We start from the raw sequence: 17,584 nt of genomic DNA, 5'->3' as shown, positions 1-17,584 counted from the left end.
CCCGATGGCGGTCTGGCAGACAACAAAGATTCCTGCTCATACAATGCCCGCTGCCTTGTAGGAGACTTCCATGACGACCCGCCCCGCCACCCCGCGCAAACCCCGCGCCCGCAGTCAGGCCCGGATCGACGCAATCCTGGACGCCGCCCGCGCATTGCTGGCGGCCGAAGGCGTGGGCGGTTTGTCGATCTACAGCGTGGCCGAACGGGCGCAGATCCCGCCATCATCGGTGTACCACTTCTTCGCCAGCGTGCCGGCACTGCTCGAGGCGTTGACGGCCGATGTGCACGCAGCCTTTCGCGCGGCCATCCAGGCGCCCATCGAACAGGATTCGCTCAAGACCTGGCGCGACCTGTCGTGCATCGTCGAGCAGCGCATGCTCGCCATCTACGGCCACGACGCCGCCGCGCGCCAGTTGATCCTGGCACAGCACGGGTTGACTGAAGTGACGCAGGCGGACCGTCAGCATGATCTGGAATTGGGTGATTTGATGCTGGAGGTGTTCAACCGCCACTTCGACGTGCCGAAGCTACCGAGTGATGTGGACGTGTTCGCCCTGGCGCTTGAATTGAGCGACCGCGTGTATGCGCGTTCAGTGCATCAGCATGGATTGATTACGCCGCGCATGGCGGAGGAAGGGATGCGGGTGTTTGATGCGTATGTGGGGCTTTATCTGCCGGCCTACCTGCCCAAGCGTCTCACATGATCGTTCCCACGTTCCCCGTGGGAATGCATCCCGTGACGCTCTGCGCCACTTTTATGCAGCGGGACGCGGAGCGTCCCCGGCGGCATTCCCACGCGGAGCGTGGGAACGATCAAGTAGTCACAGCTTGGCAATCGACACCTCAGTCGATTTCACAAAGGCAATCACCTCACTGCCAATCACCAGTTCCAGCTCTTTCACCGAGCGCGTGGTGATCACCGAAGTGACAATGCCCGAGGCGGTCTGCACGTCGATCTCCGACAACACGTCGCCGACTACGATTTCCTTGATGGTGCCTTTGAACTGGTTACGCACGTTGATGGCTTTGATAGTCATGATGGTTTTCCTGTGTAGTTATTGAGCCCAACGCAATTGCGTCGGCAGCGGTGAAACAGGTTCGGGTTCCGGCGGTGAGCCGGGCAGCGACAGCACGCGGTTGAGCACTTCGGCCTCCAGCGCGGCCAGGCGATGTGAGCCACGGGCGCGCGGGCGCGGCAGGTCGACGTTCAGGTCGAGGCCGATTTCGCCGTCTTCGATCAGGATCACGCGGTCGGCAATCGCCACGGCTTCGCTGACGTCATGGGTGACCAGCAGCACGGTAAAGCCGTGTTTTTGCCAGAGGTTCTCGATCAGTTGCTGCATTTCGATACGGGTCAGCGCATCCAGCGCGCCCAATGGTTCGTCGAGCAACAGCAGGCGCGGCTGGTGAATCAAGGCGCGCGCCAGGGCGACGCGTTGCTTCTGGCCTCCGGACAAGGCCGCCGGCCACTCATCGGCACGCTCGGCCAGGCCCACCGCCTCCAGCGCTTGCAACGCCCGGGGACGCCAGTTGCCCTTGAGGCCCAGGCCGACGTTGTCGATGATCTTTTTCCACGGCAGCAGGCGCGCTTCCTGGAACATCAGCCGCGTGTCTTCGATCGCCTCGTGCAGCGGCGCGGAGCCCGCCAGCAGCTCGCCGCCACTGGCGTTGTCCAGGCCCGCCAGCAGGCGCAGCAAGGTGCTTTTGCCGCAACCGCTGCGGCCGACCACGGCCACGAACTGGCCGGCAGGAATATGCAGGTCGATTTCCTTGAGCACTTCTCGAGCGCCAAAGGACTTGCGCAATTTGCGCACCGCCAGGGGAATACCCTTGAGCAGGCGCGGGGGTTGTTGAGCCGTCATGCCGCACCTCCCTTGTTCACTTGATACGCCGGGTGCCAGCGCAGCCATACCCGCTCCAGGCCACGCGCCGCCAGGTCGGCCAGCTTGCCGAGGATCGCGTACATCACGATAGCCAGCACCACTACGTCGGTTTGCAGGAATTCGCGGGCATTCATCGCCAGGTAACCGATACCGGAGCTGGCCGAAATGGTTTCCGCCACGATCAACGTCAACCACATGAAGCCCAGGGCAAAGCGCACGCCCACCAGGATCGACGGCAACGCGCCCGGCAGAATCACTTGCCAGAACAGGCTGAAGCCGGACAAGCCGTAGCTGCGCGACATTTCCACCAGCGCCGGGTCGACGTTGCGGATGCCGTGGTAAGTGTTCAGGTAGATCGGGAACAGCGTGCCCAGGGCCACCAGGAAAATCTTCGCGGTCTCGTCAATCCCGAACCACAGGATCACCAATGGAATCAGCGCCAGGTGCGGCACGTTGCGGATCATCTGCACCGAGCTGTCGAGCAAACGTTCGCCCCATTTCGACAGGCCGGTGATAAAGCCCAGGGCCAGGCCGATGCTGCCACCGATCACAAAGCCCAGGCCCGCACGCCAGCCGCTGATAGCCAGGTGCGTCCAGATTTCGCCGCTGCGGACCAGGTGGATGCCGGCCTCGATGACCGCACTGGGCGCCGGCAGAATACGCGTGGACAACCACCCTGCCGTCACCGACAACTGCCACACCGCCAGCAATAAAATGGGCAGCACCCAGGGCGCCACGCGATGGCTGAGTTTCTCTAGGTTCATGGCGCCGCCTCAGCTCTGCGATGCAGCTTTGGGAAGGATGTCGTTGGCCACCATCTCGCCGAACGGGCTGACGTAGCCGGCGCTTTTCGGCAGTTCGGGACGTTCGATATCCAGGTGCGGGAACAGCAACTCCGCCACCCGATACGACTCTTCCAGGTGCGGATAACCGGAAAAGATAAAGGTGTCGATGCCCAGGTCCGCGTATTCCTTGACCCGCGCCGCAACCGTTGGGCCATCGCCCACCAGCGCGGTGCCCGCGCCGCCACGCACCAGCCCGACCCCGGCCCACAGGTTGGGGCTGACTTCCAGGTTGTCGCGACTGCCGCCATGCAAGGCCGCCATGCGCTGCTGGCCCACCGAGTCGAAGCGCGCCAGGGACGCCTGGGCGCGGGCGATGGTGTCGTCGTCCAAGTGGGAAATCAGTTTATCGGCGGCTTTCCAGGCCTCCTCGTTGGTTTCACGCACGATCACATGCAAGCGAATGCCGAAGCGCAGGGTGCGTCCGAGCTTGTCGGCCTTGGCCCGCACCTGGGCGATCTTTTCCGCCACCGCTGCCGGTGGTTCGCCCCAGGTCAGCACCATTTCCACTTGCTCGGCCGCCAGGTCCTGGGCCGCCTCGGACGAACCGCCAAAATACAGCGGCGGGCGTGGCTGCTGGACCGGCGGGTAGAGCAACTTGGCGCCTTTGACGCTGATGTGCTCGCCGTCGTAATCCACGGTCTCGCCTTCGAGCACCCGACGCCAGATGCGGGTGAACTCCACCGAGGCCTGATAGCGCTCTTCATGACTGAGGAACAAGCCGTCGCCGGCCAGCTCTTCCGGGTCACCGCCGGTCACCAGGTTGAACAGTGCGCGGCCACCGGACAGGCGGTCCAGTGTCGCGGCCTGACGTGCGGCCACCGTCGGGGAAATGATCCCGGGCCGCAGCGCGACAAGAAATTTCAACCGCTGGGTCACGGGAATCAGCGAGGCGGCCACCAGCCAGGAGTCTTCGCAGGAACGCCCGGTGGGGATCAACACCCCACCGAAGCCCAGCCGATCGGCGGCCTGTGCCACTTGTTGCAGGTAACCGTGATCGACGGCGCGAGCGCCTTCGGCGGTGCCAAGGTAATGACCGTCGCCGTGGGTAGGCAGGAACCAGAAAATATTGAGGCTCATGGAGTTGTCTCCTGAAGAAGTCGGATTACGGCGCTTTGGCAACAGCGGCGGGTGGGGTCCAGATCACGTCCTTGATGCTCAAGGGCTTGGGAATCAATTTGAGCTGATAGAAGGCGTCGGCGATTTTCTGCTGGGCCGCGACCACTTCCGGCGTCAGGAACAGCGCGCCGTAGCCCTGGCGTTTCACCGAGGTCAGGGTGATATCAGCCGGCAGGCCGAGCAGCGGCGCCACCTGGTCAGTCACCTGCTGCGGGTTGGCCTTGGACCATTCGCCCACGGCGCGCACTTCTTCCACCAGCGCCTTGATCACCTCGGGGTGCTGTTCGGCGTAGGGCTTGGTGGCCAGGTAGAACTGATGGTTGTCGGCAATGCCGGTGCCGTCGCGCAGGGTGCGTGCCTGCAGCTGTTTCTCGGCGGCGGCCTGGTAAGGGTCCCAAATCACCCAGGCGTCCACGCTGCCGCGTTCGAAGGCGGCGCGGGCATCGGCGGGCGGCAGGAACACGGTTTTCACGTCGGTGTATTTGAGGCCGGCATCTTCCAGGGCACGCACCAGCAGGTAATGCACGTTGGAGCCCTTGTTCAGGACGACGGTTTTGCCCTTGAGCTCCGCCACCGACTTGATCGTTGAATCTTTCGGCACCAGGATCGCTTCACTGGTCGGCGCCGGTGGCTCATAGGCCACGTACAGCAGATCCGCGCCGGCGGCCTGGGCGAACACCGGTGGCGTTTCGCCGGTGACGCCAAAGTCGATGGAACCGACATTCAGGCCCTCAAGCAGTTGCGGGCCACCGGGGAATTCGGTCCATTGCACCTGCACGCCCTGTGCGGCCAGGCGCTTTTCCAGCGAGCCCTTGGCCTTGAGCAGCACCAGCGTGCCGTATTTCTGATAACCGATCCGCAAGGTTTCTGCGGCGTGGGCTTGAACGATGGCGCCGAAGGACACAGCCGCAGCAAACAGTGCGACCAGACCGCGACGCAAAATGACAGTGCGCATGGCGCTCTCTCCAAATATGCGAGTGGGGTATTGGCTGCACCTGCTTGGCCGTTGGCGGCTGAGTAAGGTGAGTGTTTCCAGATGTCGGGGTAAGACTCAAATGCTCCAGCGAGCACTCAACAAGCGTTCATTCAACACATGTGGGTCCAGCGGTTTCGGGCGGCGGGCCATGGCGCTGTAAAACTGCTCAAGGGCTTCCTGCAGACGCTGTTCAAGCACCGGCACCAACTGCGCCTGAGCACTGCCTTCGCCGTAGGCGATCTGGCTGTCTTCGGCGAAAATCCCGTGGAGCAATTCCTGCGCCTTCAGCGCCGACAACACGGGTTTGAGGGCGTAATCCACCGCCAGCATGTGCGCGATGCTGCCGCCAGTGGCCATCGGTAACACCACCTTGTGGGCCAGGGCGCGCTCGGGCAGCAAGTCGAGTACCGTCTTCAATGCGCCGGAGAACGACGCCTTGTACACCGGCGTGGCGATCACCAGGCCATCGGCATTCGCCACTTGCTGCAACAGGTCGATGACCTTGGGGCTGTCGAACCGCGCGTGCAGCAGGTCTTCGGCCGGGAAGTCGCGGATCTGGTAACTCACCACTTCCACGCCCTGGTCCTGCAGCCATTGACGGGTTTTCTCCAGCAAGACCCCGGAGCGGGAACGCTGACTGGGACTGCCTCCAAGTGTTACGACCAGCATGTAGGAAATTCCTTGCGCAAGTGTCGGCGGTTCGCTGTGCAGCGATGACGCCAAGATGGAACAGACCTTAGCAGCAGATTTATATATCTTTAAATCTTATTTATTCATTTGTTTATTCCATAAAAACATATGCGGAAAACAGATCGCCACGCGAAAAAAAAGGCCATCGAAATGGCCTGAAAACCCCTGCTTGAAATGCGCTCAACATGTGGGAGGGGGCTTGCCCCCGATAGCGGTGGGTCAGCTAAATATTTGGTAACTGAGGCACCGTAATCGGGGGCAAGCCCCCTCCCACACTGGTCCTGTTTCCAGATTTGACCTGCGTTAACGGTTGGGCTGGGGGGTAAGGCGCAGGTACGGTTTCACCGCGCGATAGCCCTTCGGAAAGCGTTGCTTGATCTCTTCCTCATCCTTGAGCGACGGTACGATCACCACTTCATCCCCATCCTGCCAGTTGGCCGGTGTGGCGACCTTATGGTTGTCGGTCAACTGCAGCGAGTCGATTACCCGCAGGATTTCATGAAAGTTGCGGCCGGTGCTGGCCGGGTAGGTGATGGTCAGGCGGATCTTCTTGTTCGGGTCGATCACGAACAGGGAGCGCACGGTGAGGGTGTCGCTGGCGTTGGGGTGGATCAGGTCGTAGAGGTCGGACACCTTGCGGTCGGCATCGGCCAGGATCGGGAAGTTGACGACGGTGTTCTGGGTTTCGTTGATGTCTTCGATCCACTTGTGGTGCGAGTCCACCGGGTCAACCGACAGCGCGATGGCCTTGACGCCGCGCCGGGCGAATTCATCCTTGAGCTTGGCGGTGAAGCCCAACTCGGTGGTGCACACCGGCGTGAAGTCCGCCGGATGGGAAAACAGCACACCCCAGCTATCGCCCAGCCATTCGTGGAAACGAATCTTGCCGGCGCTGGAATCCTGTTCGAAGTCGGGGGCGATATCGCCCAGTCTTAGGCTCATGGTGTGGCTCCTGATGAGTGCTTATGGAGCCCACTGTGCATGGATCGTAGAGAATTTAAAAAGAATAAATATCGATTTATCTAGACGATAAATGAATATTAAAAATCTGTTCATTGGACGTGGTCAGAACGGAGGAGCACCATCGTTTTCAAGGTTCGAGAAGGCCTTGAGACGCTGCACAAAGAGGGTTCAGGAAGGGCTTGCGGGGGTTGAGCCCGACTTGAAAAGCAAGACACCTTGCCCGGCATTGCGCCGGGCAAGGTTTTACGCAGTTACTTGAATGCGTAGGTGTAGCTGACGATTACGCGGTTTTCGTCCTGATCGCGCGCGGCTGCAACATCGTTGCGCCACATGGCGTTTTTCCAGGCCACACCGACGTTTTTGAACACGCCTTCCGGAACAACGTACGCAACAGTAATGTCACGTTCCCACTCGGACTGGCCGGTAAACTCGGCACGACTACCGTTGACGGTGTCGATGTCAGTACCTTTGAGGTACACCACACCGGCGGTCAAGCCAGGCACGCCAACCTTGGCGAAATCGTAGGAGTAGCGAGCCTGCCAGGTACGTTCGCCAGCACGGGCGAACTTGGCGATTTGCATGTCGGTAGTAATGTAAGCCGACGAGCCGTCACCCTGGTTCAACCAAGGGAAATCGCTGCTGCCGTTGCTGACCTGATAACCACCACCGAAGGTATGACCGGCAACGGTGTACAGGAACAGGCCGCTGTACAGGTTGTTGTCGACCTTGCCACGACCGGAGTTGACACCGCTGTAGTTGCCCGAGGAGAAGTAGGCGGACTCGTGGCCGTTCTTACCGTCATCGGAGCTGTTGAAGTAGCGCAGGTCAGACTTCAGCACGCCAGGACCGATGGCCCAGTTATGGGTCAGGCCCAGGAAGTGCTGCTTGTAGAAATCTTCCAGATTGCCGTAGTAGTACTGGGCAGTCAGGTCCTTGGTGATCTTGTAGTCACCACCGGCGTAGTAGAACTTGTTGCTGTCACGCCAGTTGACGCCACGGGAGTTGGCACCAGAGATAGACAGGTTGTCGACGTTGCTGGAGTTACGGCCTTTGGCTTTTTCGATCTGACCGGCAACCAGCGTCAGGTCTTTGTTGAGATCGTTGCTGGTGATCTGGCCACCCTGGAAGGTCTGCGGCAGCAGACGACCGTCGTTGGTCACGATTACCGGCAGCTTGGGCTGCAGCGTGCCCAGCTTCAGTTCGGTCTGGGAGATCTTGGCTTTGGCGGTCAGGCCCAGGCTCGAGTAGTTATCAACGGCTTCGCCATTGGACTTGCTCGGGAACACGGTGCCGCCGTAGGAGCTGGCCGTGGCGCCATTGGTGCCGCCGCCGGAATCCAGGCGAACACCCAGCAGGCCGATGGCGTCGAGACCAAAACCTACGGTGCCTTGGGTGTAACCGGAGATGAAGCGCAGGTCAAAGCCCTGGCCCCATTCTTCCTGCTTGTTTTGAACACCGGCGCGCTTGTTGGCTGCAGTACCTGCGGCCGAGTCACGGTTGTCGGTGTTGATGTAGAAGTTACGCAGACCCAGCGTTACTTTACTGTCATCGATGAAACCGGCAGCGCCTGCTTGCTGGGCGATTGCGCCCAACGCTACAGCCACAGCCAAGGTGGACTTCTTCATGTACCGCTCCTCTCATTTCTAATTTTTGTATTTCTTTGGTCTCGGGTCTGACGCCCTCGATCCACAGATGCGCGATTAGCGCCAGATAGTGACCACCAAGTCAATCGTAACCTTGTGTGTCTACTACCTTCGTCTAATCGCAGTTGATTTGGTCCCTGCAGGGTAATGAGTTTTTCATACACCCAAAAAGAATTGTTTCATTCTTTTTCATACGATTCAGGAATAAGCACGCTCGCGAAACGGACTGGTCAGGATAGACGAACCCGTCCATAAGCTAATTCCTAAAGGGTATTTACTAGTGCTTTTTTAGATCGATTAGTGTTGACGTTCGATTGCATACGTCACTCACGATCAAAAAGGCGACGCCATCATGGCCAAACGCACATCCTCCCGTCAATTTGTTACAGTTTTTGTATCGGTATTACTTTCTTTTGGTGTCAACGCGGCCGGCTTGACTGTCGGCTACCAGACCGGCATCGATCCCAGCAAAGTCCCTCAGGCCGACGGTCTCTACGAACAGGCCATTGGCGAGAAGATCGATTGGCGCCGGTTCAACAGTGGCCCGGAGGTGGTCACGGCCATCGCTTCGGGCGACGTACAGATCGGCAATCTGGGCTCCAGCCCGCTCGCGGCGGCCGCTTCACGCAATCTACCGATTGTGGCGTTTATCGTATCGGCACAAATCAATGCTTCTGAAGCCCTGGTGGTGCGTAACGGCAGCGGTATCGACAAACCCGCCGACCTGATCGGCAAAACCATCGCCACGCCGTTCGTCTCGACCTCCCATTACAGCCTGCTGGGTGCACTCAAGCATTGGGGGCTGGACACCCGACAAGTCAAAGTCGTGAACCTGCAGCCCGCCGAAATCGCTGCCGCGTGGAAACGCGGTGATATTGACGGCGCGTTCGTGTGGTCGCCTGCCCTTGGGGAAATCCGCAAGACTGGCAAAACGCTGACAGACGCGGCGCAGGTGGGTCAGTGGGGTGCGCCCACCTTCGAGGTATGGGTGGCGCGCAAGGATTTCGCGGAAAAACACCCTGACGTCGTGGCCAAGTTTGCCAAGGTCACCCTGGACGCGTTCGCCGACTATGCCGCACACAAAGCCAGTTGGACGGTGGATTCGGAGCCGGTGCAGAAGATCGCGAAATTGACAGGTTCGAATGCCGCCGACATTCCCGAGTTGCTGGCCGGCACCACCTTTCCGGATGCCCAGGCGCAACAGACCGAGGCGCTGCTCAAGGGCGGCACGGCAAAGGCGATTGGGGAGACGGCGAAGTTCTTGAAGGAGCAGGGCAAGGTGGAGACGGTGTTGCCGGACTATTCGGCCTATGTGACCGATAAATTCATCAGCCAGTAAGCAGATCAAATGTGGGAGGGGGCTTGCCCCCGATTGCGCTCTGTCAGTGACTTATCTGTTAACTGACCCACCGCTATCGGGGCAAGCCCCCTCCCACATTTTGTTATGCAGTGTTTGCTGGATCGGGGTTACAGGGCCTTCTCGAAGATTTTCGAGTTGCGCTGGTAGTTGTACAGCGACGCTCGCGCCGATGGCAGGCGGTCCACGCTGCTCGGCACGAAGCCGCGCTCACGGAACCAGTGGGCAGTGCGGGTGGTGAGGACGAACAAGGTCTTCAAACCCTGCGCCCGGGCACGGGTCTGGATGCGCTCGAGCAATACATCGCCGCGTGCGCCATGGCGATATTCCGGATTCACCGCCAGGCACGCCAGTTCACCCGCATCCGAATCCGCGATCTGATACAAGGCCGCGCAGGCGATGATCATGCCTTCGCGCTCGACCACGCTGAACTGCTCGATCTCCCGCTCCAGCACTTCCCGCGAACGACGCACCAGGATGCCCTGCTCTTCCAGCGGGCTGATCAGGTCGAGCAAACCGCCGACGTCTTCAATCGCCGCTTCGCGCACCAGTTCGAATTGCTCCTGGGCCACCAGCGTACCGCCGCCATCGCGGGTGAACAGTTCGGTGAGCAAGGCGCCGTCTTCGACATAGCTGACAATATGGCTGCGCCCTACTCCGCCACGGCAGGCCTCGGCAGCGGCATCGAGCAACTCGCCCTGGTAGTTGCTGCCCAGGCGTTGCAGGTGCGCCGGCACTTGCTGCGGACGCAACTCACGCACCAGTCGGCCGTTTTCATCGATCAGACCGAGATCGGCGCCGAACAACAGCAATTTGTCGGCGCCCAGGTCGATGGCGGCGCGGGTGGCGACGTCTTCGCAGGCCAGGTTGAAGATTTCACCGGTGGGCGAATAGCCCAACGGCGACAGCAGCACGATGGAGCGCTCGTCCAGCAGGCGGTTGATGCCTTTGCGGTCGACCCGGCGTACTTCGCCGGTGTGGTGATAGTCCACACCTTCCAAGACGCCGATAGGACGGGCGGTCACAAAGTTGCCGCTGGTCACGCGCAGGCGCGAGCCCTGCATCGGCGACGAAGCCATGTCCATCGACAGGCGCGCCTCAATGGCGATCCGCAGGTGGCCGACCGCATCGATCACACACTCCAGCGTCGCTGCATCGGTGATGCGCATGCCTTCGTGGTAAGTCGGGGTCAGGCCACGCGCTTCAAGGCGCACTTCGATCTGTGGGCGCGAACCGTGCACCAGCACCAGCCGCACGCCCAGGCTGTGCAGCAGCACCAGGTCGTGGACGATATTGCCGAAGTTGGGGTGTTCCACGCCATCGCCGGGCAGCATGACCACAAAGGTGCAGTCGCGGTGAGCGTTGATGTAGGGCGAAGCGTGACGAAGCCAATTAACGTAGTCGGGCATAACACCTGGGCCTGTAATAAAAAGCAGCCAAAAAGGGATCAATCGTGAAAGCGCACAGCGGGCTGATGGTTATCGTCGGAACAGGCTTGGCGACACGCTCACTCTCCTTTCTATGTACGAACAGGCAGGGGTTAATTTATGCAGGTTTCAGGCAGTAATGTTCGATCAGTTCCCGCAATAGACGCACTGTAGGCGTCAAGCGTGACATTTCGAGGTATTCGCCCGGCTGGTGCGCACAGGCGATATCGCCAGGGCCGAGCACCAGGGTTTCGCAACCCAGGCGCTGAAGATAAGGCGCTTCGGTGCCGAACGCCACCGCTTCGGCGCGATGGCCGGTCAAACGCTCTGCGACCCGCACCAGTTCGGCGTCTTCCGGTTGCTCGAACGGTGGTACTTCGGGGAACAGCGGCGCGTAGTCGATCTTGACCTGATGACGCTCGGCCAAGGGTTGCAGCTTCTGCCGGATCGCGGCGCGCAGCATCTCGGGGTCCATGCCCGGCAACGGTCGCAGGTCGAACTCCAGGGAGCATTGGCCGCAGATGCGGTTGGGGTTGTCGCCGCCATGAATACAGCCGAAGTTCATGGTCGGCTGTGGCACGCTGAACTGCGGGTTGCGGTATTCACGTTGCCAGGCCAGGCGCAGGCCGCGCAGTTCGCCGATGGCGTCGTGCATGGCTTCCAGGGCACTGTGGCCCAGGCTCGGGTCCGATGAATGGCCGCTTTGGCCAAGAATGTCGATGCGTTCCATCATCACGCCTTTGTGCAGGCGGATCGGCTTGAGGCCGGTCGGTTCGCCGATCACCGCCGCGCGGCCCAACGGGCGCCCCGCCTCCGCCAGCGCGCGAGCGCCGGACATGGAGCTTTCTTCATCGCACGTGGCGAGAATCAGCAGCGGTTGCTTGAAGGGTTGATCCAGCAGCGGCAACACGGCTTCGATGACCAGGGCGAAAAAGCCCTTCATGTCGCAACTGCCCAGTCCTACCCAGCGGCCGTCGACTTCCGTCAGCTTGAGCGGATCGGTTTTCCACAACGCCGCGTCGTAGGGCACCGTGTCGCTATGACCTGCCAGCACCAAGCCCCCAGGGCCGCTGCCAAAGCTGGCCAGCAGGTTGAATTTGCCGGGGCTGACCTGCTGGATATCGATGGAGAACCCCAGGTCGCCCAGCCAGGCGGCAAGCAGATCGATCACCGGGCGGTTGGTCTGGTCCAGCGACGCTTGAGTGCAACTGACCGACGGCGCGGCAATCAACGCGGCGAACTGCTCTTTCATGGACGGTAACGGCATGCGCGCTCTCCAACTTCCCGGATGAGTCCCACTATAGAGCCATCTGCACGACACAATAAACCGTTGCGGCACGTTGGCGGGCTCAGTCCTGTACACTGCACGACCTTGGCAGCCACACTTTTCCCCGGCTGCGCTCCCGATCCTGGATTTTCCGGCCATGCAGAAAGAAACCGAAATAAAGCTGCGCGTCAGCCGCGAGACACTCGCCGCGCTACGTGAGCACCCGCTACTGAAAAAACGCAACAAAAGTGGCTGGGAACGCCGTGAGTTGATGAATCAGTACTTCGACACCCCCGAGCGCGATCTGGCCCAGGCCAAGGTGGCCCTGCGCCTGCGCAAGGACGGTGACGACATCATCCAGACCCTCAAGACCCGTGGCCAGAGCGTCGCCGGCTTGTCGGAACGCAACGAATACAACTGGGACCTGCCCAAAGCCAAACTCGACCTGAAGAAGCTCGACGGCGAGTGCTGGCCCGAGCAGTTGGCCGATCTGGACAAAAAGACCCTAAAGCCGATCTTTACCACCGACTTCGTGCGCGAACGCGCCGAAATCGCCTGGGGCCGCGGCAAGGCCAAGGTGGTGATCGAAGCCGCCCTGGACCTGGGCCATGTGGTGGTCGGCAAGCAGAAGGAAGAAATCTGCGAGCTGGAACTGGAACTGCGTGAAGGCGAACCGGCCGCCCTGCTGGAGCTGGCCGCCGAACTGGCGGCGACCCTCGCGCTGATGCCCTGTGACATCAGCAAGGCCGAGCGTGGCTATCGCCTGTACGACGCCGGCAGCTATTCCCTGAGCCTGCCGGCACCGCAGATCCACGCCGAAATGCCGCTGGACGATGCCTTCGCCGCGATCATGTGGCACCTGCTGGGCAGCAGCCAGCGCCTGGCCGAGCAATATCGCTTCAATGGCCGCTGGCGTCTGTTGCAGGACTGGGTCGAGAACCTCGGCGAATTGCGCGCCCTGATCGGCAGCCTCGGCCAGGCCGCGCCGCGCCAATCCACCAGCGAGTTGCGCAGTGCCCTGGATGCATTGCTGGAAGACTGGCGCCCGCTGGTGCAGGCCGGTGACGACGATGAAGACATTCGCAAAGCCGCGCCGGAGCAGTTCGTTGAAGAACTGCAGGACGTGCGCTGGGGCCTGTTCTCCCTGAACACCTCGCGCTGGCTGCTGGCCCGCACCTGGACCGAAGCACGCAACGTGCGTGGCAACCGTCAGGGCGCCGCGCAGATCACCAACTGGCTGCCGCGCCTGCTGGCCGATGACGCCGTTGCCCTGCAACTGCAGCGTTACCAGCAACAGCCGGAAGACCTGGCCGAGCAACTGCCGCGCATTGAACGCATCCAGGCCTGGCTGCACCATGCGCGTCAGGTGGTGGACATTCCTGAACTGGACCGCTTGTACGGCGAGCTGAACAAGCTGGCGCACCTGGCCAACCAGCCGATTACCGATGAGTCGCTGGATGGGCGGATGCACCAGGCGATTGCGGTGTATCAGCATCGGGCCTGGAAGACCTTACTGCGTCTGTAACATCTCCATCGGGGGCCAGCCCCTCCCACAATTTGAAAGCGCTCGCAGGTCAAATGTGGGAGGGGGCGTGCCCCCGATGAGCATAGGTATCTACACAACTCTGTAGCCCCCAACCGTAACCACGATGCGCAGCGAGTCGCTCTTGATCTGGCTTTTGATCTTGATCTTAGGCGCCCCGTTAAACCACGCTGGCCGAACGCAGGCTTGACTCCGTGGGCAACCCGGCAGGACGCCGGGTTAGCCGCACTGGGCCAGGGATGGCCCATTGCGGCGGCCCACGGATTCAAGCCTGCGTTCGGGCACACCGAGCCCAAGCGAGGTGCCGAGTGGTGGGGCAAGAGCGTTTTGCTTACTTTTGCGCTTTTCAAAAGTGAGCCGCTGTAAAAGCGGAACCCTAAGTAGCCGTTACCGCAGAAACGGATATGTACTCGATCTGATCCAACATCCTGATCGGTCCTGAGGCCGCCATCGGGGGCAAGCCCCCTCCCACATTCGGCCATCGGAGCGTCAGGTAGAAACGCGTCGGCTGTCCGGCCGTCACGGGAGCAAGCTCCCTCACTACAAATCCGGTGTCGCGCCAAAGTTGTGTAGATACCTATGCCCAGATGAGGCCTCCCTGTCAGCGCAATACTGGCAGGCTGGTGGTGGGCTTGATTTCGGACAAAGCCTGCAATACACGCCCAAGGAGGATTCTCGGAAACTGGCTAGCCTGGGAATTAAACCCGACGCCAACCAGGAACCCCTCATGTCCGCCGTCCTGCAAGATCGCCCTCTGGAACTGCATCAGTTGCTGCCTGCCTTGATCGAGCAGCAACTGATTACCCCGGAGACGGCGCGGCAATTGTCGTCCGTGCCCACCAGCGCCCGGCACCCCCTGGAAGTTATCGCCGCACAAGGTCCATGCCTGGAAACCTTGACACAGTGGCTGGCCCGGCACGTCGATCAGCCATATCTACGCATCGACCCGCTGAAGATCGACGTGGCGACGGTGGTGCCGCTGATGTCCCACGCCTTCGCTCAGCGCCACGCCATCCTTGCAGTGGCCGTGGATGCGCGCAGCGTTACGGTTGCCAGCGCCCAACCTCATATCAGCGGCTGGGAGGCCGGGCTTTCCCAGGTACTCAAGCGCTCGATAAAGCGCGTGGTGGCCAACCCTCAAACCCTCCAGCGCTGTATCAATGAGTTTTACCGTTTAGCCAAGTCGGTCAGCGGGGCCGACCAGCAAATGGCGCCAGCCGGTACTGTCGAACGGCTCAGCCTGGGCGCCAGCGATAGCGAGCCGCACGCCGATGACGCGCATATCGTCAATATCGTCGACTGGCTGTTGCAGTACGCCTTCGATCAACGGGCCAGCGATATCCATATCGAGCCCTGCCGCGAACAGGGTCGTGTGCGCTTTCGCATTGACGGGCTGTTGCATGACGTCTACCAATTTCCGCCCCAGGTCACCACCGCTGTTGTCAGCCGCCTGAAAAGCCTTGGCCGTATGAACGTTGCCGAGAAGCGCAAGCCTCAGGATGGACGCATCAAAACCGAAACCCCTGCGGGCGTTGAAGTGGAACTGCGCCTGTCGACCTTGCCCATCGCCTTCGGCGAGAAGCTGGTGATGCGCATTTTTGATCCCCAGGTGCTGCTCAAGGATTTCGACCAACTGGGACTGTCCGCCGAAGATCAGCAGCGCTGGCAGGCCATGACCCGACAGGCCAACGGCATCATTCTAGTCACCGGCCCCACCGGCTCGGGCAAGACCAGCACGCTCTACACCACCCTCAAGCAACTGGCGACCCGGGAGGTCAACCTGTGCACGGTGGAGGACCCCATCGAAATGGTCGAGCCGGCGTTCAACCAGATGCAGGTGCAGCACAACATCGACCTGACCTTCGCCGGCGGGATCCGCGCGTTGCTGCGCCAGGACCCGGACATCATCATGATCGGCGAGATTCGCGACCAGGAAACCGCCGAAATGGCGATCCAGGCTGCGCTGACCGGGCACCTGGTGCTGTCGACGCTGCACACCAACGATGCGCCGAGCGCCATCAGCCGCTTGCAGGAGCTGGGCATCGCTCATTATCTGATCAAGGCGACGCTGATCGGCGTCATGGCGCAGCGCCTGGTGCGCGTGCTGTGCCCCCATTGCAAGCGCGCCGTGGCCGAAGTCTACGAGGCCGTCGGCTGCGCGGAGTGCCGCGACAGTGGCTATCGGGGCAGGGCCGGACTTTACGAAATCATGGTTCTGGACGAAGCCCTCAAAGCGCTGATTACCCCCGGCGCTGACGTTCAGGCCTTGCGCCATGCGGCGCTCGGGCAAGGCATGCACAGCCTGCGGATGGCCGGCATGCAAAAGGTGCAGACGGGGCTTACGACGCTGGCAGAAGTCCTCAGGGTTACCCCTGGGGATTCAGAAACAAATCCTTTGTTCGCTGGCCAATGAAACCGTCCTTATCCGTGACGACACCGTTACAATCGGCACAACGTCGTGTCACTGACATCATCAGATAGGGAATCGTTATGCAGATCGGAACCGTACTGCTTCTTTTCGTGGGCCTGGCCATTGCCATCCTGTTCATGGGTTTCAAGGTGGTGCCCCAGGGCTACCAGTGGACCGTCGAACGTTTCGGCCGCTATACCAACACCCTCAAGCCCGGCCTGAACATCATCATCCCGGTCATGGACCGCATCGGCCGCAAGATCAACGTGATGGAAAGCGTGCTGGATATCCCACCCCAGGAAGTGATTACCGCCGACAACGCCACCGTGCAGATTGACGCCGTGTGCTTCTTCCAAGTGGTCAACACTGCCCAGGCCGCGTATGAGGTGAACAACCTCGAGCATGCCATTCGCAACTTGCTGCAAACCAATATCCGTACTGTGCTCGGCTCCATGGAGCTGGATGCCATGCTGAGCCAGCGCGACGGTATCAACGAAAAACTGCTGCGCACCGTCGACGAAGCCACGGCGCCGTGGGGCATCAAGATCACCCGTATCGAAATCAAGGACATCAGCCCACCCGCCGACCTGATGGCGGCCATGTCCGGGCAAATGAAAGCCGAGCGGATCAAGCGTGCACAGATCCTCGAAGCCGAAGGCCTGCGCGCCTCGGCGATCCTGACCGCCGAGGGCAAGAAACAGGCGCAGATCCTCGAGGCCGAGGGTAGCCGCCAGGCCGCCTTCCTCGAATCCGAAGCCCGTGAGCGTCAGGCCGAGGCTGAAGCCCGCGCGACCCAGGTGGTATCGGAAGCGATCGCCTCGGGCAACGTGCAGGCGGTGAATTACTTCGTGGCGCAGAAATACATCGATGCCCTGGGCAAGCTGGCCTCGGCCAACAACAGCAAGGTGATCCTGATGCCGCTGGAAGCCAGCCAGGTGATTGGTGCCGTGGGCGGTATCGGCGAGATCGTCAGGGCAACTTTCGACAACAAGAAAGGCTGAGGCCGCCGCCATGTGGGATTTCCTGCAGCATCTTTCGTTCTGGGACTGGCTGGCGCTGGGCACCGTGTTGTTGATTCTTGAGGTGTTCGGTACCGGCGGCTACCTGCTGTGGATGGGTATCGCCGCCGCCGCCGTGGGCGTGATCAAGTTTATCGTCCCGCCCCTCGGACTGGAGTGGCAACTGTTGCTGTTCGCCCTGTTGTCGATATTGACGGCCGTGTACTGGTGGAGACGCCAACGCAGCAGCGCCAGGACCAGCGATCAACCCGGCTTGAACGAGCGCGGTTCGGAGCTGGTCGGACGCACTTTCGTGGTGCATCAGGCGATAGTGGACGGCAGGGGCAAGGTCAAGGTCGGCGATGGCGTATGGATGGTCACCGGTGCCGATGCACCTGTAGGCGCTCAAGTCCGCGTGGTTGGGCAGGATGGGGTGGTTTTAAAGGTTGAAACTGTTTAGTCAG

At 61.0% G+C, this 17,584-nt stretch carries 16 protein-coding genes; 6 read left to right on the top strand and 10 right to left on the bottom strand.

Annotated elements, in window-relative coordinates:
- Positions 1–70: 70 nt before the first annotated feature.
- The gene (locus TU82_RS12045) at positions 71–706 is read left to right on the top strand and encodes a TetR/AcrR family transcriptional regulator (RefSeq protein ID WP_057723412.1); all 636 of its coding nucleotides are present in this window, start codon (positions 71–73) and stop codon (positions 704–706) included.
- 117 nt (positions 707–823) lie between these two features.
- Here TU82_RS12045 and TU82_RS12040 read toward each other — a convergent pair whose 3' ends face one another.
- The 8 genes from TU82_RS12040 to TU82_RS12005 all read right to left on the bottom strand — a co-directional run bounded on the left by TU82_RS12040 (position 824) and on the right by TU82_RS12005 (position 8,100).
- Complete coding sequence (locus TU82_RS12040; protein WP_003176783.1) at positions 824–1,039, bottom strand: TOBE domain-containing protein; 216 nt, start codon at positions 1,037–1,039, stop codon at positions 824–826.
- An 18-nt stretch (positions 1,040–1,057) separates the two neighbouring features.
- Entirely contained in the window at positions 1,058–1,864 is an 807-nt protein-coding gene (gene ssuB, locus TU82_RS12035) for an aliphatic sulfonates ABC transporter ATP-binding protein (protein ID WP_057723411.1), read from the bottom strand.
- Positions 1,861–2,649: an aliphatic sulfonate ABC transporter permease SsuC gene (gene ssuC / locus TU82_RS12030; RefSeq protein WP_057723410.1), complete on the bottom strand. Its 789-nt coding sequence runs from the start codon at positions 2,647–2,649 to the stop codon at positions 1,861–1,863. The genes ssuB and ssuC overlap by 4 nt, the downstream gene beginning before the upstream one ends.
- Before the next feature lie 9 nt (positions 2,650–2,658).
- Positions 2,659–3,807 (bottom strand): FMNH2-dependent alkanesulfonate monooxygenase, encoded by a 1,149-nt coding sequence (gene ssuD, locus TU82_RS12025; RefSeq protein WP_057723409.1) that lies wholly within the window; start codon positions 3,805–3,807, stop codon positions 2,659–2,661.
- Between the two features lie 25 nt (positions 3,808–3,832).
- On the bottom strand, positions 3,833–4,801 hold the full coding sequence (locus TU82_RS12020; RefSeq protein WP_057723408.1) for a sulfonate ABC transporter substrate-binding protein: 969 nt from the start codon (positions 4,799–4,801) through the stop codon (positions 3,833–3,835).
- 96 nt (positions 4,802–4,897) lie between these two features.
- Positions 4,898–5,491 carry an NADPH-dependent FMN reductase gene (ssuE, locus tag TU82_RS12015; protein WP_057723407.1) on the bottom strand — a complete coding sequence of 198 codons (594 nt, stop codon included), beginning with the start codon at positions 5,489–5,491 and terminating at the stop codon, positions 4,898–4,900.
- 324 nt (positions 5,492–5,815) lie between these two features.
- The gene (locus TU82_RS12010) at positions 5,816–6,454 is read right to left on the bottom strand and encodes a peroxiredoxin (RefSeq protein ID WP_057723406.1); all 639 of its coding nucleotides are present in this window, start codon (positions 6,452–6,454) and stop codon (positions 5,816–5,818) included.
- 272 nt (positions 6,455–6,726) lie between these two features.
- A complete protein-coding gene (locus tag TU82_RS12005) occupies positions 6,727–8,100 on the bottom strand; it encodes an OprD family porin (RefSeq protein ID WP_057723405.1) in 1,374 nt (457 codons plus the stop codon).
- Positions 8,101–8,470: 370 nt separating this feature from the next.
- Between TU82_RS12005 and tauA the strand changes: the two genes are divergently transcribed.
- Positions 8,471–9,457: a taurine ABC transporter substrate-binding protein gene (gene tauA / locus TU82_RS12000; protein ID WP_057723404.1), complete on the top strand. Its 987-nt coding sequence runs from the start codon at positions 8,471–8,473 to the stop codon at positions 9,455–9,457.
- A 128-nt stretch (positions 9,458–9,585) separates the two neighbouring features.
- On the opposite strand, the gene argA is transcribed toward tauA, so the two are convergent.
- Both argA and argE read right to left on the bottom strand, forming a co-directional pair.
- Complete coding sequence (argA, locus tag TU82_RS11995; RefSeq protein ID WP_057723403.1) at positions 9,586–10,884, bottom strand: amino-acid N-acetyltransferase; 1,299 nt, start codon at positions 10,882–10,884, stop codon at positions 9,586–9,588.
- Positions 10,885–11,020: 136 nt separating this feature from the next.
- Positions 11,021–12,169, bottom strand: coding sequence for an acetylornithine deacetylase (gene argE / locus TU82_RS11990; RefSeq protein ID WP_057723402.1), 1,149 nt, complete (start codon positions 12,167–12,169; stop codon positions 11,021–11,023).
- Between the two features lie 157 nt (positions 12,170–12,326).
- Between argE and TU82_RS11985 the strand changes: the two genes are divergently transcribed.
- From TU82_RS11985 to TU82_RS11970, 4 genes are all read left to right on the top strand, one after another.
- Positions 12,327–13,694, top strand: a complete 1,368-nt coding sequence (locus tag TU82_RS11985; RefSeq protein ID WP_057723401.1) for a CYTH domain-containing protein — start codon at positions 12,327–12,329, stop codon at positions 13,692–13,694.
- A gap of 745 nt (positions 13,695–14,439) precedes the next feature.
- Positions 14,440–16,125: a GspE/PulE family protein gene (locus TU82_RS11980; protein ID WP_057723400.1), complete on the top strand. Its 1,686-nt coding sequence runs from the start codon at positions 14,440–14,442 to the stop codon at positions 16,123–16,125.
- A 77-nt stretch (positions 16,126–16,202) separates the two neighbouring features.
- Positions 16,203–17,123, top strand: a complete 921-nt coding sequence (locus tag TU82_RS11975) for an SPFH domain-containing protein (RefSeq protein ID WP_057723399.1) — start codon at positions 16,203–16,205, stop codon at positions 17,121–17,123.
- A 10-nt stretch (positions 17,124–17,133) separates the two neighbouring features.
- Entirely contained in the window at positions 17,134–17,580 is a 447-nt protein-coding gene (locus TU82_RS11970; protein WP_057723398.1) for an NfeD family protein, read from the top strand.
- Positions 17,581–17,584: the final 4 nt, after the last annotated feature.

Origin of the sequence: Pseudomonas orientalis, from assembly GCF_001439815.1 — a bacterium.
Lineage (GTDB): Bacteria > Pseudomonadota > Gammaproteobacteria > Pseudomonadales > Pseudomonadaceae > Aquipseudomonas > Aquipseudomonas orientalis.
The sequence above is the reverse complement of the archived record's forward strand: the minus strand, read 5'-3'. Positions and strand labels throughout refer to the sequence as shown.

Excerpts from the sequence above, each read along its gene's own strand:
- TU82_RS12045 (WP_057723412.1), top strand. The coding sequence starts at position 71 with ATGACGACCCGCCCCGCCACCCCGCGCAAACCCCGCGCCCGCAGTCAG.
- TU82_RS12040 (WP_003176783.1), bottom strand. The coding sequence starts at position 1,039 with ATGACTATCAAAGCCATCAACGTGCGTAACCAGTTCAAAGGCACCATC.
- ssuB (WP_057723411.1), bottom strand. The coding sequence starts at position 1,864 with ATGACGGCTCAACAACCCCCGCGCCTGCTCAAGGGTATTCCCCTGGCG.
- ssuC (WP_057723410.1), bottom strand. The coding sequence starts at position 2,649 with ATGAACCTAGAGAAACTCAGCCATCGCGTGGCGCCCTGGGTGCTGCCC.
- ssuD (WP_057723409.1), bottom strand. The coding sequence starts at position 3,807 with ATGAGCCTCAATATTTTCTGGTTCCTGCCTACCCACGGCGACGGTCAT.
- TU82_RS12020 (WP_057723408.1), bottom strand. The coding sequence starts at position 4,801 with ATGCGCACTGTCATTTTGCGTCGCGGTCTGGTCGCACTGTTTGCTGCG.
- ssuE (WP_057723407.1), bottom strand. The coding sequence starts at position 5,491 with ATGCTGGTCGTAACACTTGGAGGCAGTCCCAGTCAGCGTTCCCGCTCC.
- TU82_RS12010 (WP_057723406.1), bottom strand. The coding sequence starts at position 6,454 with ATGAGCCTAAGACTGGGCGATATCGCCCCCGACTTCGAACAGGATTCC.
- TU82_RS12005 (WP_057723405.1), bottom strand. The coding sequence starts at position 8,100 with ATGAAGAAGTCCACCTTGGCTGTGGCTGTAGCGTTGGGCGCAATCGCC.
- tauA (WP_057723404.1), top strand. The coding sequence starts at position 8,471 with ATGGCCAAACGCACATCCTCCCGTCAATTTGTTACAGTTTTTGTATCG.
- argA (WP_057723403.1), bottom strand. The coding sequence starts at position 10,884 with ATGCCCGACTACGTTAATTGGCTTCGTCACGCTTCGCCCTACATCAAC.
- argE (WP_057723402.1), bottom strand. The coding sequence starts at position 12,169 with ATGCCGTTACCGTCCATGAAAGAGCAGTTCGCCGCGTTGATTGCCGCG.
- TU82_RS11985 (WP_057723401.1), top strand. The coding sequence starts at position 12,327 with ATGCAGAAAGAAACCGAAATAAAGCTGCGCGTCAGCCGCGAGACACTC.
- TU82_RS11980 (WP_057723400.1), top strand. The coding sequence starts at position 14,440 with ATGTCCGCCGTCCTGCAAGATCGCCCTCTGGAACTGCATCAGTTGCTG.
- TU82_RS11975 (WP_057723399.1), top strand. The coding sequence starts at position 16,203 with ATGCAGATCGGAACCGTACTGCTTCTTTTCGTGGGCCTGGCCATTGCC.
- TU82_RS11970 (WP_057723398.1), top strand. The coding sequence starts at position 17,134 with ATGTGGGATTTCCTGCAGCATCTTTCGTTCTGGGACTGGCTGGCGCTG.